Genomic DNA, 17,768 nt, shown 5'->3' on the forward strand with positions numbered 1-17,768 from the left:
CATGCCTACGACTCGCCAGTCGAGCATCCACGGCTTGCGGATCAGTCTGTACCAACACGCAAATCGCGACAATCGCAAAGCCGGCTCCGATTCGATCTGTCGAGTCCATCTCAAGCGCGCACAGCGATCCATTCCTCGTCGGGGCCGCAACAGCCTGGCACCGTGTCCACACCGGCCGGTTCGCGGCCCGTCAGACAATGCACGCAGCCTCCCACCGCCGGTGGCAACGGTAACCCCGACCGTGCCGACTTCTGGCCCGCCCGGAATGTCACCGGATACGCGTACGCGCAAACAGCCAGTAATTTTCTTCCGTTGTCTATCGACACGTTGGAACGGGCAATCGGGTTTGATCGATCTTCGTCTCCTAATCCGTTTGAAAATACTTGCGCCGGGACCACAACCGTTCTTCTCGAATCGATACTGAACGGTCAATACCCTGACATCGTGAGCGCCGTTACAAACGGCATGGTTCCCGGACTCCAAAACCCTGCCACGCGTCCGGCATGGTTGCGCGAAGTGCAGAACTGCTCCGACGTCTATGGAAACTTCGGTATCGCGAGACCGCCTGTCGGAGACTTTCAGACGAACGTCGCGGGCAATCAGCCGCAAGCCTCAGAGCGCTCCTTCCTGCCGAACGAGGAGTTCTTCGAGTATCTCTTACGAGGCTTCAGCGACCCGGTGGTGCGCAACGACGGGCGTGGATTTGCCCAGAACCAGTTTGCGGTCCTCGGCATGAAGCTGTATCTCAAGGGAGAAAAACCTCAAGACCCACCCAGGCTTCATGACGCACATATGATCCTGATTCAGCGCCTCGCGTCGAACCAGTTCGAGGTGTATGACCCGGCTTTCGGAGTATTCAGTTATCCGGATCTCAACGCGATGCAGATAGGCCTAAGAAATATCTATCGCAATCCATACGGAGAAGACCGCGCGGCAATCGGCCTGACGCGGACGGTCTTCTACACCTATCAACCTCGAGGCACATCTGCGCTCAATCCTCCTGGCTATCCGACAGAGCCTTCTTCGGGCGCTTCATCCGGCCCACTTGTCAAAGCGTCGGGATCTCCGTTTGCCGGTTGTTCTCAGGCCACATCGAACTTACCGCCGAATGCCGCGGATACCTGGTTGAATTTCGATACCACCCACCACGCGTATTCGCGGGGCGTGTCACGATCCAGTTCCACCGCGACGTTCAACAGTTCCGAAATTCTCGGGTCCGGCCCCGGCTTCGGTCCTACGACCCCTTACGCGTTAGGACTCACGTCCACGGCCGTCCGCCAGGTGGCTTCCGGCGCCACCGCCGACCTGCTCGGCGCTGTGAACGATATCGGTGGTTATTTGAGCGACCCCGGGCGCCGGCCACCGATGGAATCGATGTTGTATGCGAACGGCGGAAGAGGCGGGGCAATCAACTACATCCCACAGGACATCGCAGGCTACGAGACTCAACCCGGGGGAGTCAGGATAGACCGCGATCAGTTCCTGGCGGAGCTTCGCGAACACTTCTCGCAGAGGCGCGTGTCGAGCGATGGCACCACACTGGAGACGCAACCCATGATGATGGCCAGCCTGAACTTCGGAAACGCGAACAGACTGCATACCATCGCGATTCAGCATCTGAGCCCGCGTTTGAACCCATCTTCCAGTGACGAAAACGACATCTATCAGATCTACGACCCGACTGCCGGCGTATTTCAGTACCGCGGCTTCCATGCCCTGACTCAGGGGATTAACGGCCTGTTTGAAGAGGGGTATCCGGGGTTCGGCGGAGTGCGGTCCGTCACCACCTATTACTATGCGGACGCGCGTAGCCGTATCGGCATTGCCGGGATCGCGCCGGGCGCTCGCCCGGCGCCCACTCGCACCATTCGGGACGTGCTCGGTCAGGACGCCCGACAGTGGACGATTCCAACGGACGTTCCTCATCTGGCGCCGCTGCCCGACTATGACCAGCCGGGACCATCGGGTTGGAATAGCGGCTTTCGCGAATTGGCCGCGCGATCGACGGATCAGCCGCTCAAACCGTCTCTGAAAACCGTTTTCCGACCGTCAACCGTGTCGCCCGATCAGTTGAAGCATGACGGCGGCGTATACGCTACCCATACCCCGCTGGGAAACGTCAATCTGGATCTGCATAACCAGATGATGTCGTCCGACCCGGCAAACATCGACGGTGGCGGATACCTGGCAACGTTCCATGATCGGACGACTGCTCAAGCCCACATGGCCGCCATCGGACCCAACGGCTACATTTACTACGCTGCTCCAACGCCGAATATGGTGGACGTGAGGGCCAGCCTTGGCGATGAGCATACGAGGTCCGACCGTTCATCCACCGGAATGACCATCAGCCACGACAGTCACGAAGCCGCAGCAATGGGATACATAGGGTGGACACAAATCCGCGGCTGGCAACAGGTCACGAATGGCAAGCTCGCCGAGTACAAGACCAATCCCGATTATCGATGGGATATCTTCGACTACACGGCGACCTCGCGCGATCAACCGCAACTGGCCCGTTTCGCCGCGGACAACCCGGCGTGGAGCGATGTCAAACACTCACCGTTCGTCAGCCCGATAGCGGTCAACGGGAAGACGATATATCGCCCCAACGAATCTCCCGAACTGACCGCGGCCCGCTTCCTCGATCAGGCGCGCGCGCAGGTCGAGCACCTCGAACTTCTTCAACAGCGCCATGAAGACTACAGAGGGCCCGTCACGGTCAAGCCGGTATGGCAGAACGCAAATGGACAAGGCTCCGTGAAGCTCGCATTCAGAAATGGCTACGTGTCGGTCAACGGCTGGAACGACAACGGCACGACCCGATTCGTTTATGGATCCGACGGTCGCTTCCATTCGTCGAGCGACTATACGAAGGTGATTCGCATCGACAGCGGCGGTAACGCCTATATAGGCGCTCAACCCGGCGACAAGAATAATCCGAACGGTGTATTCGGGTATAGGAGGCACGCGTTCTATGGCGTTCTGATGCACACGCAAGACCGAAAACTGCTGACTGAGCCGCGGTATGCCTACACACCCTATGTGGAGCGCCCCCTCTTTCAATGGCTGGCCGCCGATCGGATCGGCAGTGTGGACGCACGCCAACGCTGGATCCTGTACGACTCTTCGAACCACCCGGTTACGGTTCCGCTGCCGCGTTCGAGCTTCACCGGATATCGGGCAGGCGGCCCGGAAGAATTGTCCCGGTTTTACGAGAATCCGCGTGCCGCGTTGCCGCCTGGCACGACACATTTCGTTACCGAACTGCCGGGGTTTCCTTCGGGCCCGTTTCTCCTCTACCCGGGTGCATGGGGGCCTGAAAAGAAGAGTCCGGCCACCGTTGGAAAAATCATCGACTCCCTGAGCAGCGCCAATGCGGCATGGCTGTTCAACGACGGATTCATTGCGACTGCTTCCGGCTCCAATCGGCTGCTCGTCTCGCAGATCGACGGCAGACCGGTGTGGTCGGTCACCGTCGATCCAGCGAGGAAGAAGCAAATTGCTTCCACGTTCAGTCCACTGACATCCAACTATCATGTCCCTGAGGAGGTGTGGCAACGTATCAACGACGAGAGCAAACGATTCAGGCGTTTAAAGGAGCAGTTGCTCGCGCAGGACCCGTCGAAGCGCCGCTGACGACGCGCGAGCCGCGCAGATCAATCGCCGATGGGATACGCGCCACTATTCGTGCGCAGCCTGCTGCACCCCTTTGTTCGCACCGCCTTGCGCCCCTTCCTTCGTCCCGCCCTGCTCCTCTTCTTCCCACCCGCCGCCGAGCGCGAGAAACAGATTGACCCGGTCGACGGCGACCGTCGAGCGCGCCGCGGCGACCTGCGCGTCGACTGATGTGAGCGTGCGCGTCGCATCGAGGTCCGAAATAAACGACTCGCGGCCGCTCGTGTACAACTGATGGGTCTGATCGGCCGACTTGCGCGCCGACTGCAAGGCCGTTTCGAGAACCTGCGCGCGCTCGGTATCGAAGCTGTAGGTGGCAAGCGCGGACTCGGTTTCGCGCAGCGCATTGAGCACGACCGAATCGAAATGCGCGAGCGATGCGGCCGTCGATGCCTCGGCTTCGTGCACCTTCGCGCGCTGCCCGTTCACCGGAAATACCCAGCTGATCAGCGGACCGACCGAATAGTACGCGGTCGGCGCGGTGCCGATATCGGATGCGAGCCCGTTGAAGCCCGCGCTCGCGCCAAGGCTGATTGTCGGGTACAGCGCCGCCGTCGCGACGCCGATGCGCGCGGTCGATGCCGCGAGCTTGCGCTCCGCCTCGCGTACGTCGGGCCGCCGCTTGAGCAGCGCGGCGCCATCGCCGACCGGCAGCTCGCCCATCTGCGGCAGCTTCGCGCAGTTCTTCGCGGCGGGCGGCAGGTCCTGCGGCGAGCGCGCGAGCAGCATCGCGAGCCGATATTGCGCGACGCGCTGGCGCAACATGAAGCGCGGAATCTCGGCGGCAATCGTGTCACGCTGCGTGATGCCGCGCGTGACGTCCGGTTCGTTGCCGCGGCCCGCCTGGAAAAGCCGCTGCGAGACGTCGACGCGCTCGCGTTCGAGCGCAAGCGAATGCTGCGCGATCGCGAGCTCTTCCGCCGCCGCGCAGTTCTCCACGTACGAACGCACGACGTCCGCGACGACCGTGATGCGCACGAGATCGCGCGCCGCTTCGACGGCATCGTCGTCGGCCTTCGCGGCTTCGACGCCGCGCCGCAGCTTGCCGAAGAGATCGAGTTCGTACGACACGTTAAAGCCGAGCACAGCCAAGGTCTGCGGTGGAATCTTGTCGGTCAGGAACTGTTCGGGCGAAAGCTGCGAATATTGAACGGTCCCCGATGCGTCGCCGGAGAATCCGTCCTGCTCGCGCGCAAACTGCACTTCGGCGCGCGAGGCCGCGAGATTCGCGACCGCGACGCGCAAGTCGCGGTTCTCGGCCAGCGCGTCTTCGACCAGACCGTTCAGCACCGGGTCGTCGTAGAGCCGCCACCAGTTCGGCGGCACCGGCTGCTGTGTGACGAGCGGGTCGTTCGAGCCTTCGATCGGCGCATTCGCGAAGTTCGAGTTGACGAGCGCGTCCTTCGGCAGCGAATAGTTCGGTCCGACCGTGCAGCCGGCGAGCAATGCGGCGAAGGCGAACCCAAGCGCGGACAACGCCATGCGTGCCGCGCCGCGCGGCACGGTACGCGCGATAACGGATGCGCGATGGCGCACGGCCGCCCGCTCCGCACAGCGCGCATGCGCGTTCATCTGAGCGCTCCGATCAGGCGCTCGAACCACAATTCGAAGCGCGACTGCGGCCCCGACGCGGCATCGGGCGCCGATACCGCGCCCTTGCCGACCGCCCGCAGCTCCGGCCCGCGGACCAGCACCGTCGCGGTCCGTCCGGCGATCATCTGGAAGTCCTGCGGCACTTCGTCGAGCGCGACGCGCACCGGAATGCGCTGCGCAAGCCGGACCCAGCTGAACGCCGGGTCGACGTTCGGCAGCAGGTTCGGCGTGCTGTTCGTGCGGTCGCGGTCCTCGATCGCGGCGACGATGCTGACCACGTGGCCGCGCAACAGCTTCGGCTCGCCCATCACCGCGATATCGACTTCCTGTCCGATGCGGATATGCCGCATCTTCGTCTCTTCGAAGTAGCCGTCGACGCGGAACGAATGCGCATCGACAACCGACAGCACGGCGTGGCCCGCGGTCGCGTATTCGTTCGGCCGCGGCGCGCGGTCGTTCACGTAGCCGTCGACGGGGCTGACGATCGTCGTGCGCTGCAGGTTCAGGCGCGCGGTATCGAGCGCGACCTGCGCGAGATCCATCTGCGCGCGCGCCTCGATCGCGCGCGCGTGGCTTTGTTGCAGAACCTCGAGCGCAACGAGGTTGCCCAGTTGCTGGTTGCGCACGTCCTCGCGGCGCGCTTCGTCGTAGGTCGCCTTGCGCTGCGCGAGCGTCGCGACCGCCTCGCGATACGCGAGCCCGTAGCGCGCCTCGTCGATCACGAACAGCACCTGGCCTTTTCGCACCGGCTGGTTATCGACCACGCGGATATCGGTAATCCAGCCGGAGATGTCCGGCGAGATCTGCACGATATCGGCGCGCACGCGGCCGTCGCGCGTCCACGGCGAGAACATGTAGTAGTCGATCACCTTCCATAGCACCAGCGCGGCGGCGACGGTCGCGATCAGCGTCAGGATGACGGAGAACACCGAGATCTGTTTCACGCGACGAACCGCTTCGTTAGGACGACGACCGCGCCGAAGATGAACACGTAGATGCAGAAATCGAACGCCGCCCGGTGCCAGACGAAGCGATAGAAGCCGGTCAGCGCGAGCAGCGCGACGACGCCGCGCTTGATCAGATACGCGACCAGCATCAGCACCAGCACGGCGGGTACGAACACGCCGACGATATTGACTTCCCCGATCATGACTTTCTCTTTGGGTTCAAGGTGTGGCGTTCATGCGGTGGGCGCCGGGCCCGCGCCCGCGAGGCCGCCCGGCGCGGCCGGCACGCCCGCCGCGAGCGGCGCAAGCGACAGGCGCAGACCGACCAGCGCGTGCACCGCATCGCGCAGACGGATCTCGGTCGAGAACGAGGACGGCGTGCTCTCGCCTGCGGCGGTCCCCGCCGTTGTGCCTCCAGTTGTCCCCGCAGTTGTCCCCGCAGTTGTCCCCGCCGCCCGCTGCGAGATGCGCGCCAGCGCGGCGTCGATCGCTTCGATGAGCCCGCGCGGCACCGGCTGGCGTGTGCGCCGCGCGACGCAGAGCTCGTAGTAGGTGCGCACGTTGGTCAGCACGCGGTCGAGCTGCTCGCTCATGTCGGCGGCGACGCCCTCGCGGTAGTGACGCAAATCGAGCGAGTTCGACGCGACACGCAAGTCGCGAAACGTTTCGACCGAAGGATGATGATGCGGGCCCGACGTCGAGACCCGCGGCAGCACCTGCATCAGGCGGTCGAGCATGCGCGAGAAAAACGTGCGCTCATCGGAGATCGGCTGCCCGGACGCGGAGCGCGCGACGTCGGCCCAGGTCGCGCGGATCAGCCGCTGCGCGAAGAACTCGACGCCGAACGGCCGCGTCACCTGGGTCCAGACAAACGCGAACACGATGCCCGCAAGCGACGCGGACGTGGTATTCGTAAAGACCAGGAAGTCTCCGTCGTACGAGCCGGCGAGGCTGATGAAGGTCGCGGTGAAGAGCGCGATCACCGCAGCAACCGCATTGAATTTCGGATGCGCGATCAGTGTGCCGATCGCGAGGAACGGCACCGCGAAGACGAGCACCAGCGTTTCGAAGTTATGGACGTCGGGCAGCACGACGAACAGATAGATGCCCGACAGAATCACCGACACGATGTTGGCGACGAAGAACCGGAAGATCGCCGGCGCGGGTTCGTCGAGGCCCGCGAAGAAGCAGCATGCGACCGTCGCGATAAACACCGCGTTCGCGCCGTCGTGCCAGCCGGAGGCAATCCACAGGCTGCAGGCGACGACCACGAAGCAGGCCACGGTGGCCGACGAAAACAGCATGAAGCCGTGGTCCACAAAGGTTTGCTCGCCGTTCACGCGCCAATGCCGGAAGCGCGGATGCCAGCTGCCGTCGGGCTGATCGAACAGCGCGCGCAGTTCGCGGCAGTCCTGCCAGATGTCGATGGCCATCTGCACGCGCCACAGCGCGTTCGACAGCAGCGCGCCGTCCCATGGCGCAAGCGTGCGCGGCACGCTCACGCGCAGCGCGGCGATCCGCGCGCGCAAGCTCGTCGCTTCGGGATCGCCGATCACCGACACGCTCTCTTCGCGGCGCAATGGCGCATTGATCCACGCGCCCACGTCGGCAAGCAGGGGCTCGAACTCCGGCACGCGCGCGATGGCCGCCGAGCGCCGGAACGCGGCAAGCGGGTCGGCCACCGCCGCCAGCACCGGCAGGAACAGCTGCATGCGCTCGCGCAACGTGTACGCGCGCGAGACGACTTCCGGGCTCGCATGATCGTAAGTCAGTTGCGAGAGCAGCACGTCGAGCGCCTTGACGGTCGAGGCCAGCCGTTGCTGCACCGGCAGTTGCACGACGTCGTGGGAGCGCGCCGACAGCGCGGCACGGGCAAACTGCGCGGCGTCGGCAAACCAGGAGTCGGTGCGCGCGATCAGCGTCGGCGCAAGGCGGCTCGGAAACAGGATCGAACCGACCACGCTCGCGCAGATGATGCCGAGCAGGATTTCCTCGGTGCGCGCGATCGCGACATCGAAGATGGTCGTCGGATTCGTCACGGTCGGAAACGCGACGAGCGGCAACGTAAAGCCCGCGAGCACGAATACGTACGAGCGCGCGCTGCGATCCGACAGCGACAGGTAGAGCATGGTCGCGGTCCACAGTGCGACGAGCACGCTGAACAGGTACGGCGACTCGACGAACGGCGGCACCAGCGCGACCGACATCGCCGCGCCGATCACGGTGCCGATCGCGCGGAACATCGCCTTCGAGCGCGTGGCGCCGACGAACGGGTTCGACACGATATAGACCGACGCCAGCGCCCACGACGGCCGTGGCAGCGGCACGGCGAGCGCGATATATAACGCGAGCATCCCGGCCACGAAAGTCTTGACCGAAAACAGCCAGTCGCGAGCGGACGGGTTGGTCATGAGGGTTTGCGCGTCGTGTCGTTCTTGGTTTATCGGAGTCGGCGTGAGAGGCGCATAGGCGCCGAGCCCGACGGGTCACGCAAGTCTGTCCTGTCGCGAAACAACGCGTTTCCCGCCACGCACTGCTATTTCAGATTCGCACGGTTTCTGGTGCCGGCGGTGCATGGATTGCAGATGCCTTTCGGCCACGCTGCAGCGCGTCTTCGACACCGCTGCAGCGGCGCACAGGGCGGTTCTCGCGGCGCGAGCGGTCTCCGTGCGAACTCGTCATTTCCGGTTGCCCGGCACAAACGCCGGTTTCGTTGCGGATGCACATTGTCAGCATCGCCATTGCCGCAATCGCATCTTTAGCCGCATTTGCCATATGCAAGGAGTCAACCGTGAGCCAGACGAAGTCAAGCCGAAAGCGCGTCGCAACCTGCATGACGATCGCGTGCGCCGCCGCCGTTGCGGCGACATCGATATGGAGCAATGCCGCGTTCGCGCAAGACGCGCAGGCAGCATCGGAAACGCAGACCGCGCCGGCCGCCGAAGCGCCGCCGCCCGCGTCGCACCCGACGCGAGCGAGCCTGCGTCACGCCAACCACAAGCTCGAGCGCGACGTCCGCGTCGCGCTCACCCATGCGAAGATCGATACGACCGATATCCTGATTCGCGCGAAAGGCAGCAAGGTCGCGCTGATCGGGGCAGTGCCCGACCAGAGCATGATTGCGTCCGCAACTGAGATCGCCGGCAAGGTGGCGGGCGTGACTTCGGTGCAGAATCTCCTCATTCTGCGGCCCGAGTCCGACGATTGAAGTCGAAGCGAGGGATTGAAATAAAAAACGGCACGCGCTTGCGTGCCGTTTTTTGTCGAATGCAATGCTGAGGCAGTTGCCCCGGTTGCCTCGGTTGCCTTAGCTACCGCGCCGATCGCCGTTAAACGACAACCGTCTGCGCCTCGCCTTCCTTGCTTTGCCGCACGGTGCCGATCTGCCACACCTGCTCGCCCGCGGCGGACAGCAGGCCAATAGCCTGCTTCGCATCCTGCGCGGAAACGATCACGGCCATGCCGATGCCGCAGTTGAACACGCGATGCATCTCGGCGTCGGCGACGCCGCCGTGCTTCTGCAGCCACGCGAAGAGCGGCGGCAGCGGCCATGCGCGATGATCGAGCTCGGCGGTGAACCCTGCTCTCAGCACGCGCGGAATGTTTTCGACAAGGCCGCCGCCGGTGATGTGCGCCATGCCCTTCACCGTGACCTGTTGCATCAGCGCGAGCATCGACTTCACGTAGATGCGCGTGGGCGCCATCAGCGCATCCGCGAGCGGGCGGCCGTCGAAATCGGCGGTGAGATCGGGATTCGCGCGCTCGATGATCTTGCGCACGAGCGAGTAGCCGTTCGAATGAATGCCGCTCGACGCGAGGCCCAGCACGACATCGCCCACGGCGATCGTGCTGCCGTCGATGATCTTGCTCTTTTCGACCGCGCCGACCGCAAAGCCCGCGAGATCGTATTCGCCATCGGGGTACATGCCCGGCATTTCAGCCGTTTCGCCGCCGATCAGCGCGCAGCCCGCAAGCTCGCAGCCATACGCAATGCCCTTGACGACCGTTGCGGCCGTGCCGACTTCGAGCTTGCCGCACGCGAAATAGTCGAGGAAGAAGAGCGGCTCGGCGCCTTGCACGAGGATATCGTTGACGCTCATCGCGACGAGATCCTGGCCGACCGTGTCGTGCCGGTTCAGGTGGAAGGCAAGCTTGAGCTTCGTGCCGACGCCGTCGGTGCCCGACACGAGCACGGGCTCGCGATATTTCTTCGGCACCTCGAACAGCGCACCGAAACCGCCGATGCCGGCCAGCACGCCGTCACGCAGCGTTCTCTTGGCAAAGGGCTTGATCGCATCGACAAGGGCATCGCCTGCTTCGATGTCCACGCCGGCGTCACGATACGACAAACCTTGAGCGTCAGGAGCGGATTTCGGTTGATTCATAAGGAAAGCGCGAGAAGGTCGGTAAAATGCGATTTTACCTGATGCCGGCCCGCGGGCTGGAATTCTTCCCCCGGTATACGCGCCATTTACGCTGCGGGACCGGCGGGTAAAGCCCACCCAGGAAGACGAGGAAAAGTTTATCTTGCAGCAGAACGCTCCGATTTTTACGCCGTATCAGCGGCGCGCGATGATCTGGTTCGCCATCGCGCTCGTCACCGGCATTCTTCTGTGGCTGTTGAGCCCGGTGCTCACCCCGTTTCTGCTCGGCGCGATCCTCGCTTACATCCTGCATCCGGGCGTCTCGTGGCTCAGACGCCATCGCGTGCCGAAGGGCCTCGCCGCGTTGCTGATGATGCTCTTCTTCACGCTGATGGTGACCGGCCTCGTGCTGCTGGTACTCGTCGTCGTGCAGAAGGAAGTGCCGCAATTGCGCCAGCAGGTGCCCGTGATGATCTCGCACCTGCACCAGTGGCTGCAGCCGAAGCTCGATGTCCTCGGCCTCGCCGATTCGCTCGATTTCGCGAGCATTCGCGATCTCGTCACGAACCAGCTCGAAGGCAGCGCGCAGACCGTTGTGATCTACGCGTGGACGTCGATCCGCACGAGCAGCAACCTGATGCTCGACGTGGTCGGCAATCTCGTGATGGTGCCGCTCGTGCTGTTCTACCTGCTGTACGACTGGAACGCGATGACCCGCCGCATCACGCACTTCATTCCGCGCCGCTGGCTCGTGAAGACGGTGCAGATGTCGCACGACATGGACCAGATGCTGTCGCAATACCTGCGCGGCCAGTTGCTCGTGATGGGCGTGCTCGCAGTCTATTATTCGGTCGCGCTATGGGCCGCCGGGTTCGAGATCGCGCTGCCGGTCGGCATATTTACCGGTCTTGCGGTATTTATTCCCTACATCGGTTTTGCAACGGGCCTGATCCTCGCGCTCGTCGCCGCGCTGCTGCAGTTCGGCAGCTGGTATGGGATCGGCGCGGTGGCCGTGGTGTACGGCGTCGGCCAGATTCTCGAGAGTTTTATCCTGACGCCGCGTCTGGTCGGCGAACGCATCGGCCTGCATCCGCTCGCCGTGATTTTCGCGTTGCTCGCGTTCGGTCAATTGTTCGGCTTTTTCGGCGTGCTGCTCGCGCTGCCGGTAAGCGCGATTCTGTCCGTCGCGTGGCGCGAACTGCGGCAAAGCTATCTGTCGAGCACGCTTTACAAGAACTGACGCCGACGGACAAAGCGCGCCGCGGCGCCGCGTTCGCGTCGCTTGCGCATTCACCTCCCGCCTCGCGACAGGCGCATGCGGCTTGCCGCGGAACCGACTGGCCTTCTCTTTATCGACTACTGTGCTGCGCCAACTTACGCTCGATCTCGGCACGCCGCCGCCATCGACCTTCGACAACTTCTTCGCCGGCGCGAATGACGAGCTGGTCACGCGCCTGCGCGGGCTCGATGCCGCGCTGGCGGCCGGCCCCGTCGCGGACCGCACGTTCTATGTGTGGGGCGAAACGGGCAGCGGCCGCACCCATCTGCTGCAGGCGCTCGCGCATGAAGCGGCGCCGGGCCACGTGCGCTACGCGGGCCCGCCCAGCGGCCTCGACGCGTTCGCCTTCGATGCGCGTGTCACGCTCTATGCGATCGACGATTGCGACGCGCTGTCGGACGCGCAGCAGATCGCGCTCTTCAATCTGTTCAACGAAGTGCGCGCGCATCCGTCCAGCGCGCTGGTCGCGACCGGCAACGCGGCGCCGCTCGGGCTCGCGGTACGCGAAGACCTGCGCACGCGCCTCGGCTGGGGCCTCGTGTTCCATCTCGCGCCGCTTTCCGACGAAGGCAAGGCCGCGGTGCTGAAGCACGCGGCGCACGAGCGCGGCATCGCGCTCGCCGACGACGTGCCCGCCTATCTGCTCACGCATTTTCGCCGCGATATGCCGAGCCTGATGGCGCTCTTCGACGCGCTCGACCGCTTTTCGCTCGAGCAGAAGCGCGCGGTGACGCTGCCGCTGTTGCGCACGATGCTGGCCTCGCCCGACTCGACGCTCGCGCCTGCTTCCGTTCCCACCGCGCCGGACGTTGCACGCGTCAGCCCAACCGACAGCAGCCCGACCGGCGGCGACCCGGCCAGCGAAAGCGGCGGCAAGGCCGGCGGCGCGGACACGGGCCCATCAGGCCTACACGACCCGGACGCGCCGTTTCGGCTATCCGATCAGGCCGCTTCAAGTAAAATAGGCCCCCATGGCTAATCTCGCACTTTTCGATCTCGATCACACGCTCATTCCCACCGACAGCGACCACGAATGGGGCCGCTTCATGGTGAAACTCGGCATCGTCGACGCTGACAATTTCGCGCGTGAAAACGACCGCTTCTATGCCGACTATAAAGCCGGCAAGCTCGATATTCACGCGTATCTCGTCGCCATGCTCACCCCGCTTGCGAAGCATTCGCGCGAACAGCTGAAGGCATGGCACGACCAGTACATGCATGAGGTGATCAAACCGGCCATCGTGCCGGCCGCGATGGAACTCGTGCGCGAGCACCGCGATGCGGGCGACCTCTGCTGCATGGTCACCGCCACGAACGAGTTCATCACCGCGCCGATCGCCGAAGTGTTCGGCGTCGACAAGCTCATCGCGTGCGAGGTGGAAACCATCGACGGTCATCCGGCATCGGCCTATACGGGCCGCCCGACCGGCACGCCGAGCTACCGCGAAGGCAAGATCGTGCGCACCGAAGCATGGCTCGCTTCGCTCGGCAAAACATGGTCGGATTTCGAGCGCAGCTACTTCTACAGCGATTCGCATAACGACATCCCGCTGCTCGAAAAGGTCACCGACCCGATCGCGACCAATCCGGACGACACGCTGCGCGAGTATGCGCAGACGCACGGCTGGCGCATCCTCGAACTATTCCAGACGACGTGATCAAAAAACTCATTCGCAAGCTGTTCGGGCAAGACCGGGCCGACGCCGACAACCTCGCCGACGAAGACCCGTCCGAGCCTCTGCACGAAGAAGACAGCGCTGCGGCCGAACGCGTCGAGAATCGGTCGCCGCGCGGCGCGCCGGCTTCTCCTTCCGCTTCCTCCGCAACCCGCTCGCGCCGCAAGCCCGCGCGGTCCGGCAACGCCGGCACCGCCGCCAGGGAAGGCGCACGAGACCCGAACCTGCCCGTGATCATCGCGTCGGACATTCACGGCATCGACCCCACACTGATCTCCCGAAATGCGGTCCGCGTTACCGAAGGCCTGCAGCAGGCGGGCTTTCGCGCGTTTATCGTCGGCGGCGCGGTGCGCGACCTGCTGCTCGGCATCGCGCCGAAGGACTTCGACGTCGCGACCGACGCGACACCCGAGCAGGTGCAACGGCTGTTTCGCCGCGCGCGCATCATCGGGCGGCGTTTCCAGATCGTGCATGTGCAGTTTGGCCAGGAAATCATCGAGACATCGACGTTCCGCGCCTTGGTCGATCCCCCGGCGGCCGCCGCGGCTGCGCCTGCCGATGCGGCCGGGCCCGAGGCCGATGCGCCTGCGCCCGCTGCCGCACCGCCGCGGCGCTTGAAGCGGGACGAACTCGATCGCCGTACGCATGCGGTCGATGCAAGCGGACGCGTGCTGCGCGACAATGTGTGGGGCGAGCAGCACGAAGACGCGACGCGCCGCGACTTCACGATCAACGCAATGTATTACGACCCCGCGACGCAGACGGTGCTCGATTATCACAACGGGATGGCCGACATTCGCGCGCGCCTGTTGCGCATGATCGGCGATCCGGCGACGCGTTATCGCGAAGACCCGGTGCGGATGCTGCGCGTCGTGCGCTTCGCGGCGAAGCTCGGCTTCGAGATCGACGATGCGACGCGCGCGCCGATCACGTCGCTTGCGGATCTGATCAACAATGTGCCTGCGGCGCGTCTCTTCGACGAGATGCTGAAGCTGCTGCTGTCGGGCCATGCGCTCGCCTGCCTGCAGCGGCTGCGCAAGGAAGGCCTGCATCATGGGCTGTTGCCGCTGCTCGATGTCGTGCTCGAGCAGCCGCACGGCGAGCGCTTCATTACGCTTGCGCTCAACAAGACCGATGCGCGCGTGATGGCGGGCAAGCCGGTGTCGCCGGGCTTCCTGTTCGCCACGCTGTTGTGGCACGACGTGCAGCAACGCTGGCAGCAATACGAAGCGAAGGGCGAGTATCCTGTGCCGGCGCTGCATCGCGCGATGGACGACGTGCTCGATATGCAAACCGAGAAGCTCGCCATTCACAAGCGCTTCTCGTCCGATATGCGCGAGATCTGGGGGCTGCAGATGCGTCTCGAACGGCGCTCCGGCCGCAGCGCGCTGAAGCTGATCGAACACCAAAGATTTAGAGCGGGGTATGATTTCCTCCTGCTGCGCAGCGAATCCGGTGAACTGGACGAATCGGTCGCTACGTGGTGGACGGAATTCATCAACGGAGACGCTGCCGCGCGCGAAGCATTGCTCACGCAAGGCGGGAAGGACCGGACGCCCAGAAAACGACGGCGGCGCGGAGGTGGCGCCAGAAACCGCAAGGCGGGCGACGGTATGGAGGGCGGCACGCCCGCAGGAAACAGCGAAGTCAAGGATGTGAGCCCGAACGGCACGCACGAAGACTGACGCGGTTCCGGCGGAAGCCGTCGAACGAAAGTCGTAGGAAGTGATGCCATGACGGTTGCCTATCTGGGCCTCGGCGCAAACCTCGGGGATGCGCGCCAGACCCTGAAAGACGCGGTGGTGTGCCTCGCACAGCAGCACGCGATCACCGTGCTCGCGAAGTCCAGCCTGTATCGCACTGCCCCCATCGACGCGGGCGGCGATGACTATTTCAACCTCGCCGTGAAGCTCGAGACGGCGTTGCCGGTGCGGCATCTGCTCGCGCTTTGCCACAAGATCGAAACTCACTTCGGCCGCGAACGGCCGTATCGCAATGCGCCGCGCACGCTCGATCTCGACATCCTGCTGTTTGGCGAGCATTGCATCGACGAACCGGACCTGACCGTGCCGCATCCGCGGCTGACCGAGCGCGCGTTCGCGCTCGTGCCGCTCGTCGAAATCGAGCCGTCGCTGATCATTCCGCAACGCGGCCGCGCGCAAGACTTCCTCGAAGCGGTTGCGGCGCAGCGCATCGAGAAGGTGAAGGCCGCGTGCTTGTGTCCCACGCTTGCCGCGCTGAGCGGCAATAAAAGCGGCAATCAGGAGGCGGGCGAATCCGGCAAGGGCGGTTGCTCATGACCGCATCGCCGCTCACCGCGCTCTCGCCACTCACGGTCACCGCGCCGGCCACGCGAGCGCCGTATGCGTATCTCGCGATCGAAGGGCCGATCGGCGTCGGCAAGACATCGCTCGCCACGCGCCTCGCCGAACGATGGTCGATGCAGATGCTGTTCGAACGGCCGCAGGACAACCCGTTTCTCGAACGCTTCTACCGCGACACCGCGCGCTATGCGCTGCCCGCGCAGTTGAGCTTTGCGCTGCAGCGCACGCAGCAGGTTCAGGAAATCGCCGCGCTGCAGGCGGCCGGCACGCCGCTCATCAGCGATTTCATCACGCAGAAGAACGGCATTTTCGCGCGCCTCACGCTGAAGGACGACGAGTGGCAGCTGTATCGCGCGCTCGCCGCGCGGCTCGAAGCCGATGGCCCGGCGCCCGATCTGGTCGTGTATCTGCAGGCGAGCCCCGAGGTGCTGTTTTCGCGCATCCAGAAACGCGCGGTGCCGATGGAGCTGCAGATCTCGGACGCCTATCTGCGGGCACTGTGCGACGCGTACAACGAGTTCTTCTACCACTACGACCGCACGCCGGTGCTGACCGTCAATGCCGAACATCTGAACCCGATCGAATCGAACGCCGACCTTGCGCTTCTGGTCGAACGTATCGAGACGATGCGCGGCCGCAAGGAGTTCTTCGTCAAGGGCACGTCGCTATAAGCGCGCGGGTCCTGGCTTCTTGCGTTTCCCTTTTCAACGAACGGATTGCCCCATGACCTACCTGCAGGAAACGAGCCGCAACGCGATCACCGTGCCGAAACTTCAGGCGATGCGCGAGGCGGGCGAAAAGATCGCGATGCTGACCTGCTATGACGCGAGCTTCGCATCGCTGCTCGATCATGCGGGTGTCGATTCGCTGCTGATCGGCGACTCGCTCGGCAACGTACTGCAAGGCCAGGCCACCACGCTGCCCGTCACGCTCGAAGAGATCGCGTACCACACGGCTTGTGTCGCGCGCGCGCGTCCGTCGGCGCTGATCGTCGCGGACCTGCCGTTCGGCACCTACGGCACGGCTGCCGACGCGTTTGCGAACGCCGTCACGCTGATGCGCGCGGGCGCGCAGATGGTGAAGCTCGAGGGCGGCGAATGGGCGGCGGACATCGTGCGGTTTCTCGTCGATCGCGCGGTGCCCGTGTGTGCGCATATCGGGCTCACGCCGCAATCGGTGCATGCCTTCGGCGGCTTCAAGGTGCAAGGCAAGACCGAAGCGGGCGCGAGCCAGCTGCTGCGCGATGCGCGGGCGTTGCAGGACGCCGGCGCGCAGTTGATGGTGATCGAGGCGGTCCCGTCGCGGCTCGCCGCCGAAGTGACGAAACAGTTGAAGATTCCGACGATCGGCATCGGCGCGGGCGTCGACTGTTCAGGTCAGGTGCTCGTGCTGCACGACATGCTCGGGATTTTTCCCGGCAAGCGGCCGCGCTTCGTCAAGGATTTCATGCAGGGCAGTTCGAGCATTCTCGCGGCAATCGAAGCGTACGTGCGCGAAGTGAAGGATGGGTTGTTCCCGGCCGCGGAGCATACGTTCTGATGTAGCGTCCGGGTTTGCCTACGCGCTGGTGCCCGGGTTGGTGTCCGGCTCGTGCCCGGGTTGGTGGTGTCCGGGTTTGCCTCGATTCGGAGCGCTCCGATTCACCCTGCAATTGCGGGCGTCTATCTTCGTTCTCTTTTTGCCGCGGCCGCGCGCCGCGCACGCAAGGAGATGAACATGAGCCCCTTCTGCCTGATCGACGTCGCAAGCATTCGCGATCACGATGCCACACCGCATGACGTACACGATGCGAGGTGGCACGCACGCTTCACCGCATGGATCGCGCGTCTTGTGCAGGCGCGCGAGCACTGATCCGCATGAGTTAGCTGACTTGCCGCGAGCCTTGCGCGCGCCGGGTTGCGAACTTC

The 17,768-nt window shown here is 64.2% G+C and carries 15 protein-coding genes and 1 pseudogene; 10 read left to right on the top strand and 6 right to left on the bottom strand.

Annotated elements, in window-relative coordinates; translation table 11 throughout:
- Positions 1–162: 162 nt before the first annotated feature.
- Positions 163–3,639, top strand: coding sequence for an enterotoxin A family protein (locus ACYPXD_RS25800; protein WP_459717808.1), 3,477 nt, complete (start codon positions 163–165; stop codon positions 3,637–3,639).
- A gap of 45 nt (positions 3,640–3,684) precedes the next feature.
- Here the strand turns inward: ACYPXD_RS25800 and ACYPXD_RS25805 are convergent, their stop codons facing one another.
- The 5 genes from ACYPXD_RS25805 to ACYPXD_RS25825 form a co-directional block, all read right to left on the bottom strand.
- Positions 3,685–5,160 (bottom strand): efflux transporter outer membrane subunit, encoded by a 1,476-nt coding sequence (locus ACYPXD_RS25805; RefSeq protein WP_459718511.1) that lies wholly within the window; start codon positions 5,158–5,160, stop codon positions 3,685–3,687.
- Between the two features lie 86 nt (positions 5,161–5,246).
- Positions 5,247–6,215 (bottom strand): efflux RND transporter periplasmic adaptor subunit, encoded by a 969-nt coding sequence (locus tag ACYPXD_RS25810; protein WP_459717812.1) that lies wholly within the window; start codon positions 6,213–6,215, stop codon positions 5,247–5,249.
- Positions 6,212–6,421, bottom strand: a complete 210-nt coding sequence (locus ACYPXD_RS25815; protein WP_459717814.1) for a DUF1656 domain-containing protein — start codon at positions 6,419–6,421, stop codon at positions 6,212–6,214. Before ACYPXD_RS25815 ends, ACYPXD_RS25810 begins: the two co-directional genes overlap by 4 nt.
- A gap of 30 nt (positions 6,422–6,451) precedes the next feature.
- A complete protein-coding gene (locus ACYPXD_RS25820; protein WP_459717817.1) occupies positions 6,452–8,629 on the bottom strand; it encodes an FUSC family protein in 2,178 nt (725 codons plus the stop codon).
- A 130-nt stretch (positions 8,630–8,759) separates the two neighbouring features.
- Positions 8,760–9,053 (bottom strand): hypothetical protein, encoded by a 294-nt coding sequence (locus ACYPXD_RS25825; RefSeq protein WP_459717819.1) that lies wholly within the window; start codon positions 9,051–9,053, stop codon positions 8,760–8,762.
- Here ACYPXD_RS25825 and ACYPXD_RS25830 point away from each other — a divergent pair.
- A complete protein-coding gene (locus tag ACYPXD_RS25830; protein WP_459717822.1) occupies positions 9,052–9,426 on the top strand; it encodes a BON domain-containing protein in 375 nt (124 codons plus the stop codon). The two genes, ACYPXD_RS25825 and ACYPXD_RS25830, sit on opposite strands and share 2 nt — an antisense overlap.
- Before the next feature lie 121 nt (positions 9,427–9,547).
- Here ACYPXD_RS25830 and purM read toward each other — a convergent pair whose 3' ends face one another.
- Entirely contained in the window at positions 9,548–10,603 is a 1,056-nt protein-coding gene (gene purM / locus ACYPXD_RS25835; protein ID WP_459717825.1) for a phosphoribosylformylglycinamidine cyclo-ligase, read from the bottom strand.
- Positions 10,604–10,745: 142 nt separating this feature from the next.
- On the opposite strand from purM, the gene ACYPXD_RS25840 reads away from it, so the two are divergent.
- The 8 genes and pseudogenes from ACYPXD_RS25840 (at position 10,746) to ACYPXD_RS25875 (ending at position 17,712) form a co-directional block, all read left to right on the top strand.
- Positions 10,746–11,822, top strand: a complete 1,077-nt coding sequence (locus ACYPXD_RS25840) for an AI-2E family transporter (protein WP_459717828.1) — start codon at positions 10,746–10,748, stop codon at positions 11,820–11,822.
- 121 nt (positions 11,823–11,943) lie between these two features.
- Positions 11,944–12,630 (top strand): annotated as a pseudogene (gene hda, locus ACYPXD_RS25845) (DnaA regulatory inactivator Hda); the annotation flags it as partial.
- A gap of 202 nt (positions 12,631–12,832) precedes the next feature.
- Complete coding sequence (locus ACYPXD_RS25850) at positions 12,833–13,519, top strand: histidinol-phosphatase (protein ID WP_459717831.1); 687 nt, start codon at positions 12,833–12,835, stop codon at positions 13,517–13,519.
- On the top strand, positions 13,516–15,222 hold the full coding sequence (gene pcnB / locus ACYPXD_RS25855) for a polynucleotide adenylyltransferase PcnB (protein ID WP_459717834.1): 1,707 nt from the start codon (positions 13,516–13,518) through the stop codon (positions 15,220–15,222). Before ACYPXD_RS25850 ends, pcnB begins: the two co-directional genes overlap by 4 nt.
- Before the next feature lie 48 nt (positions 15,223–15,270).
- Positions 15,271–15,837: a 2-amino-4-hydroxy-6-hydroxymethyldihydropteridine diphosphokinase gene (folK, locus tag ACYPXD_RS25860; RefSeq protein WP_459717839.1), complete on the top strand. Its 567-nt coding sequence runs from the start codon at positions 15,271–15,273 to the stop codon at positions 15,835–15,837.
- Entirely contained in the window at positions 15,834–16,532 is a 699-nt protein-coding gene (locus ACYPXD_RS25865; protein WP_459717844.1) for a deoxynucleoside kinase, read from the top strand. Before folK ends, ACYPXD_RS25865 begins: the two co-directional genes overlap by 4 nt.
- 52 nt (positions 16,533–16,584) lie before the next feature.
- Positions 16,585–17,400: a 3-methyl-2-oxobutanoate hydroxymethyltransferase gene (gene panB, locus ACYPXD_RS25870; RefSeq protein WP_459717847.1), complete on the top strand. Its 816-nt coding sequence runs from the start codon at positions 16,585–16,587 to the stop codon at positions 17,398–17,400.
- 177 nt (positions 17,401–17,577) lie between these two features.
- On the top strand, positions 17,578–17,712 hold the full coding sequence (locus ACYPXD_RS25875; protein WP_459717851.1) for a hypothetical protein: 135 nt from the start codon (positions 17,578–17,580) through the stop codon (positions 17,710–17,712).
- The last annotated feature ends 56 nt before the right edge of the window (positions 17,713–17,768 follow it).

It is taken from the genome of Paraburkholderia sp. 2C (assembly GCF_054589215.1).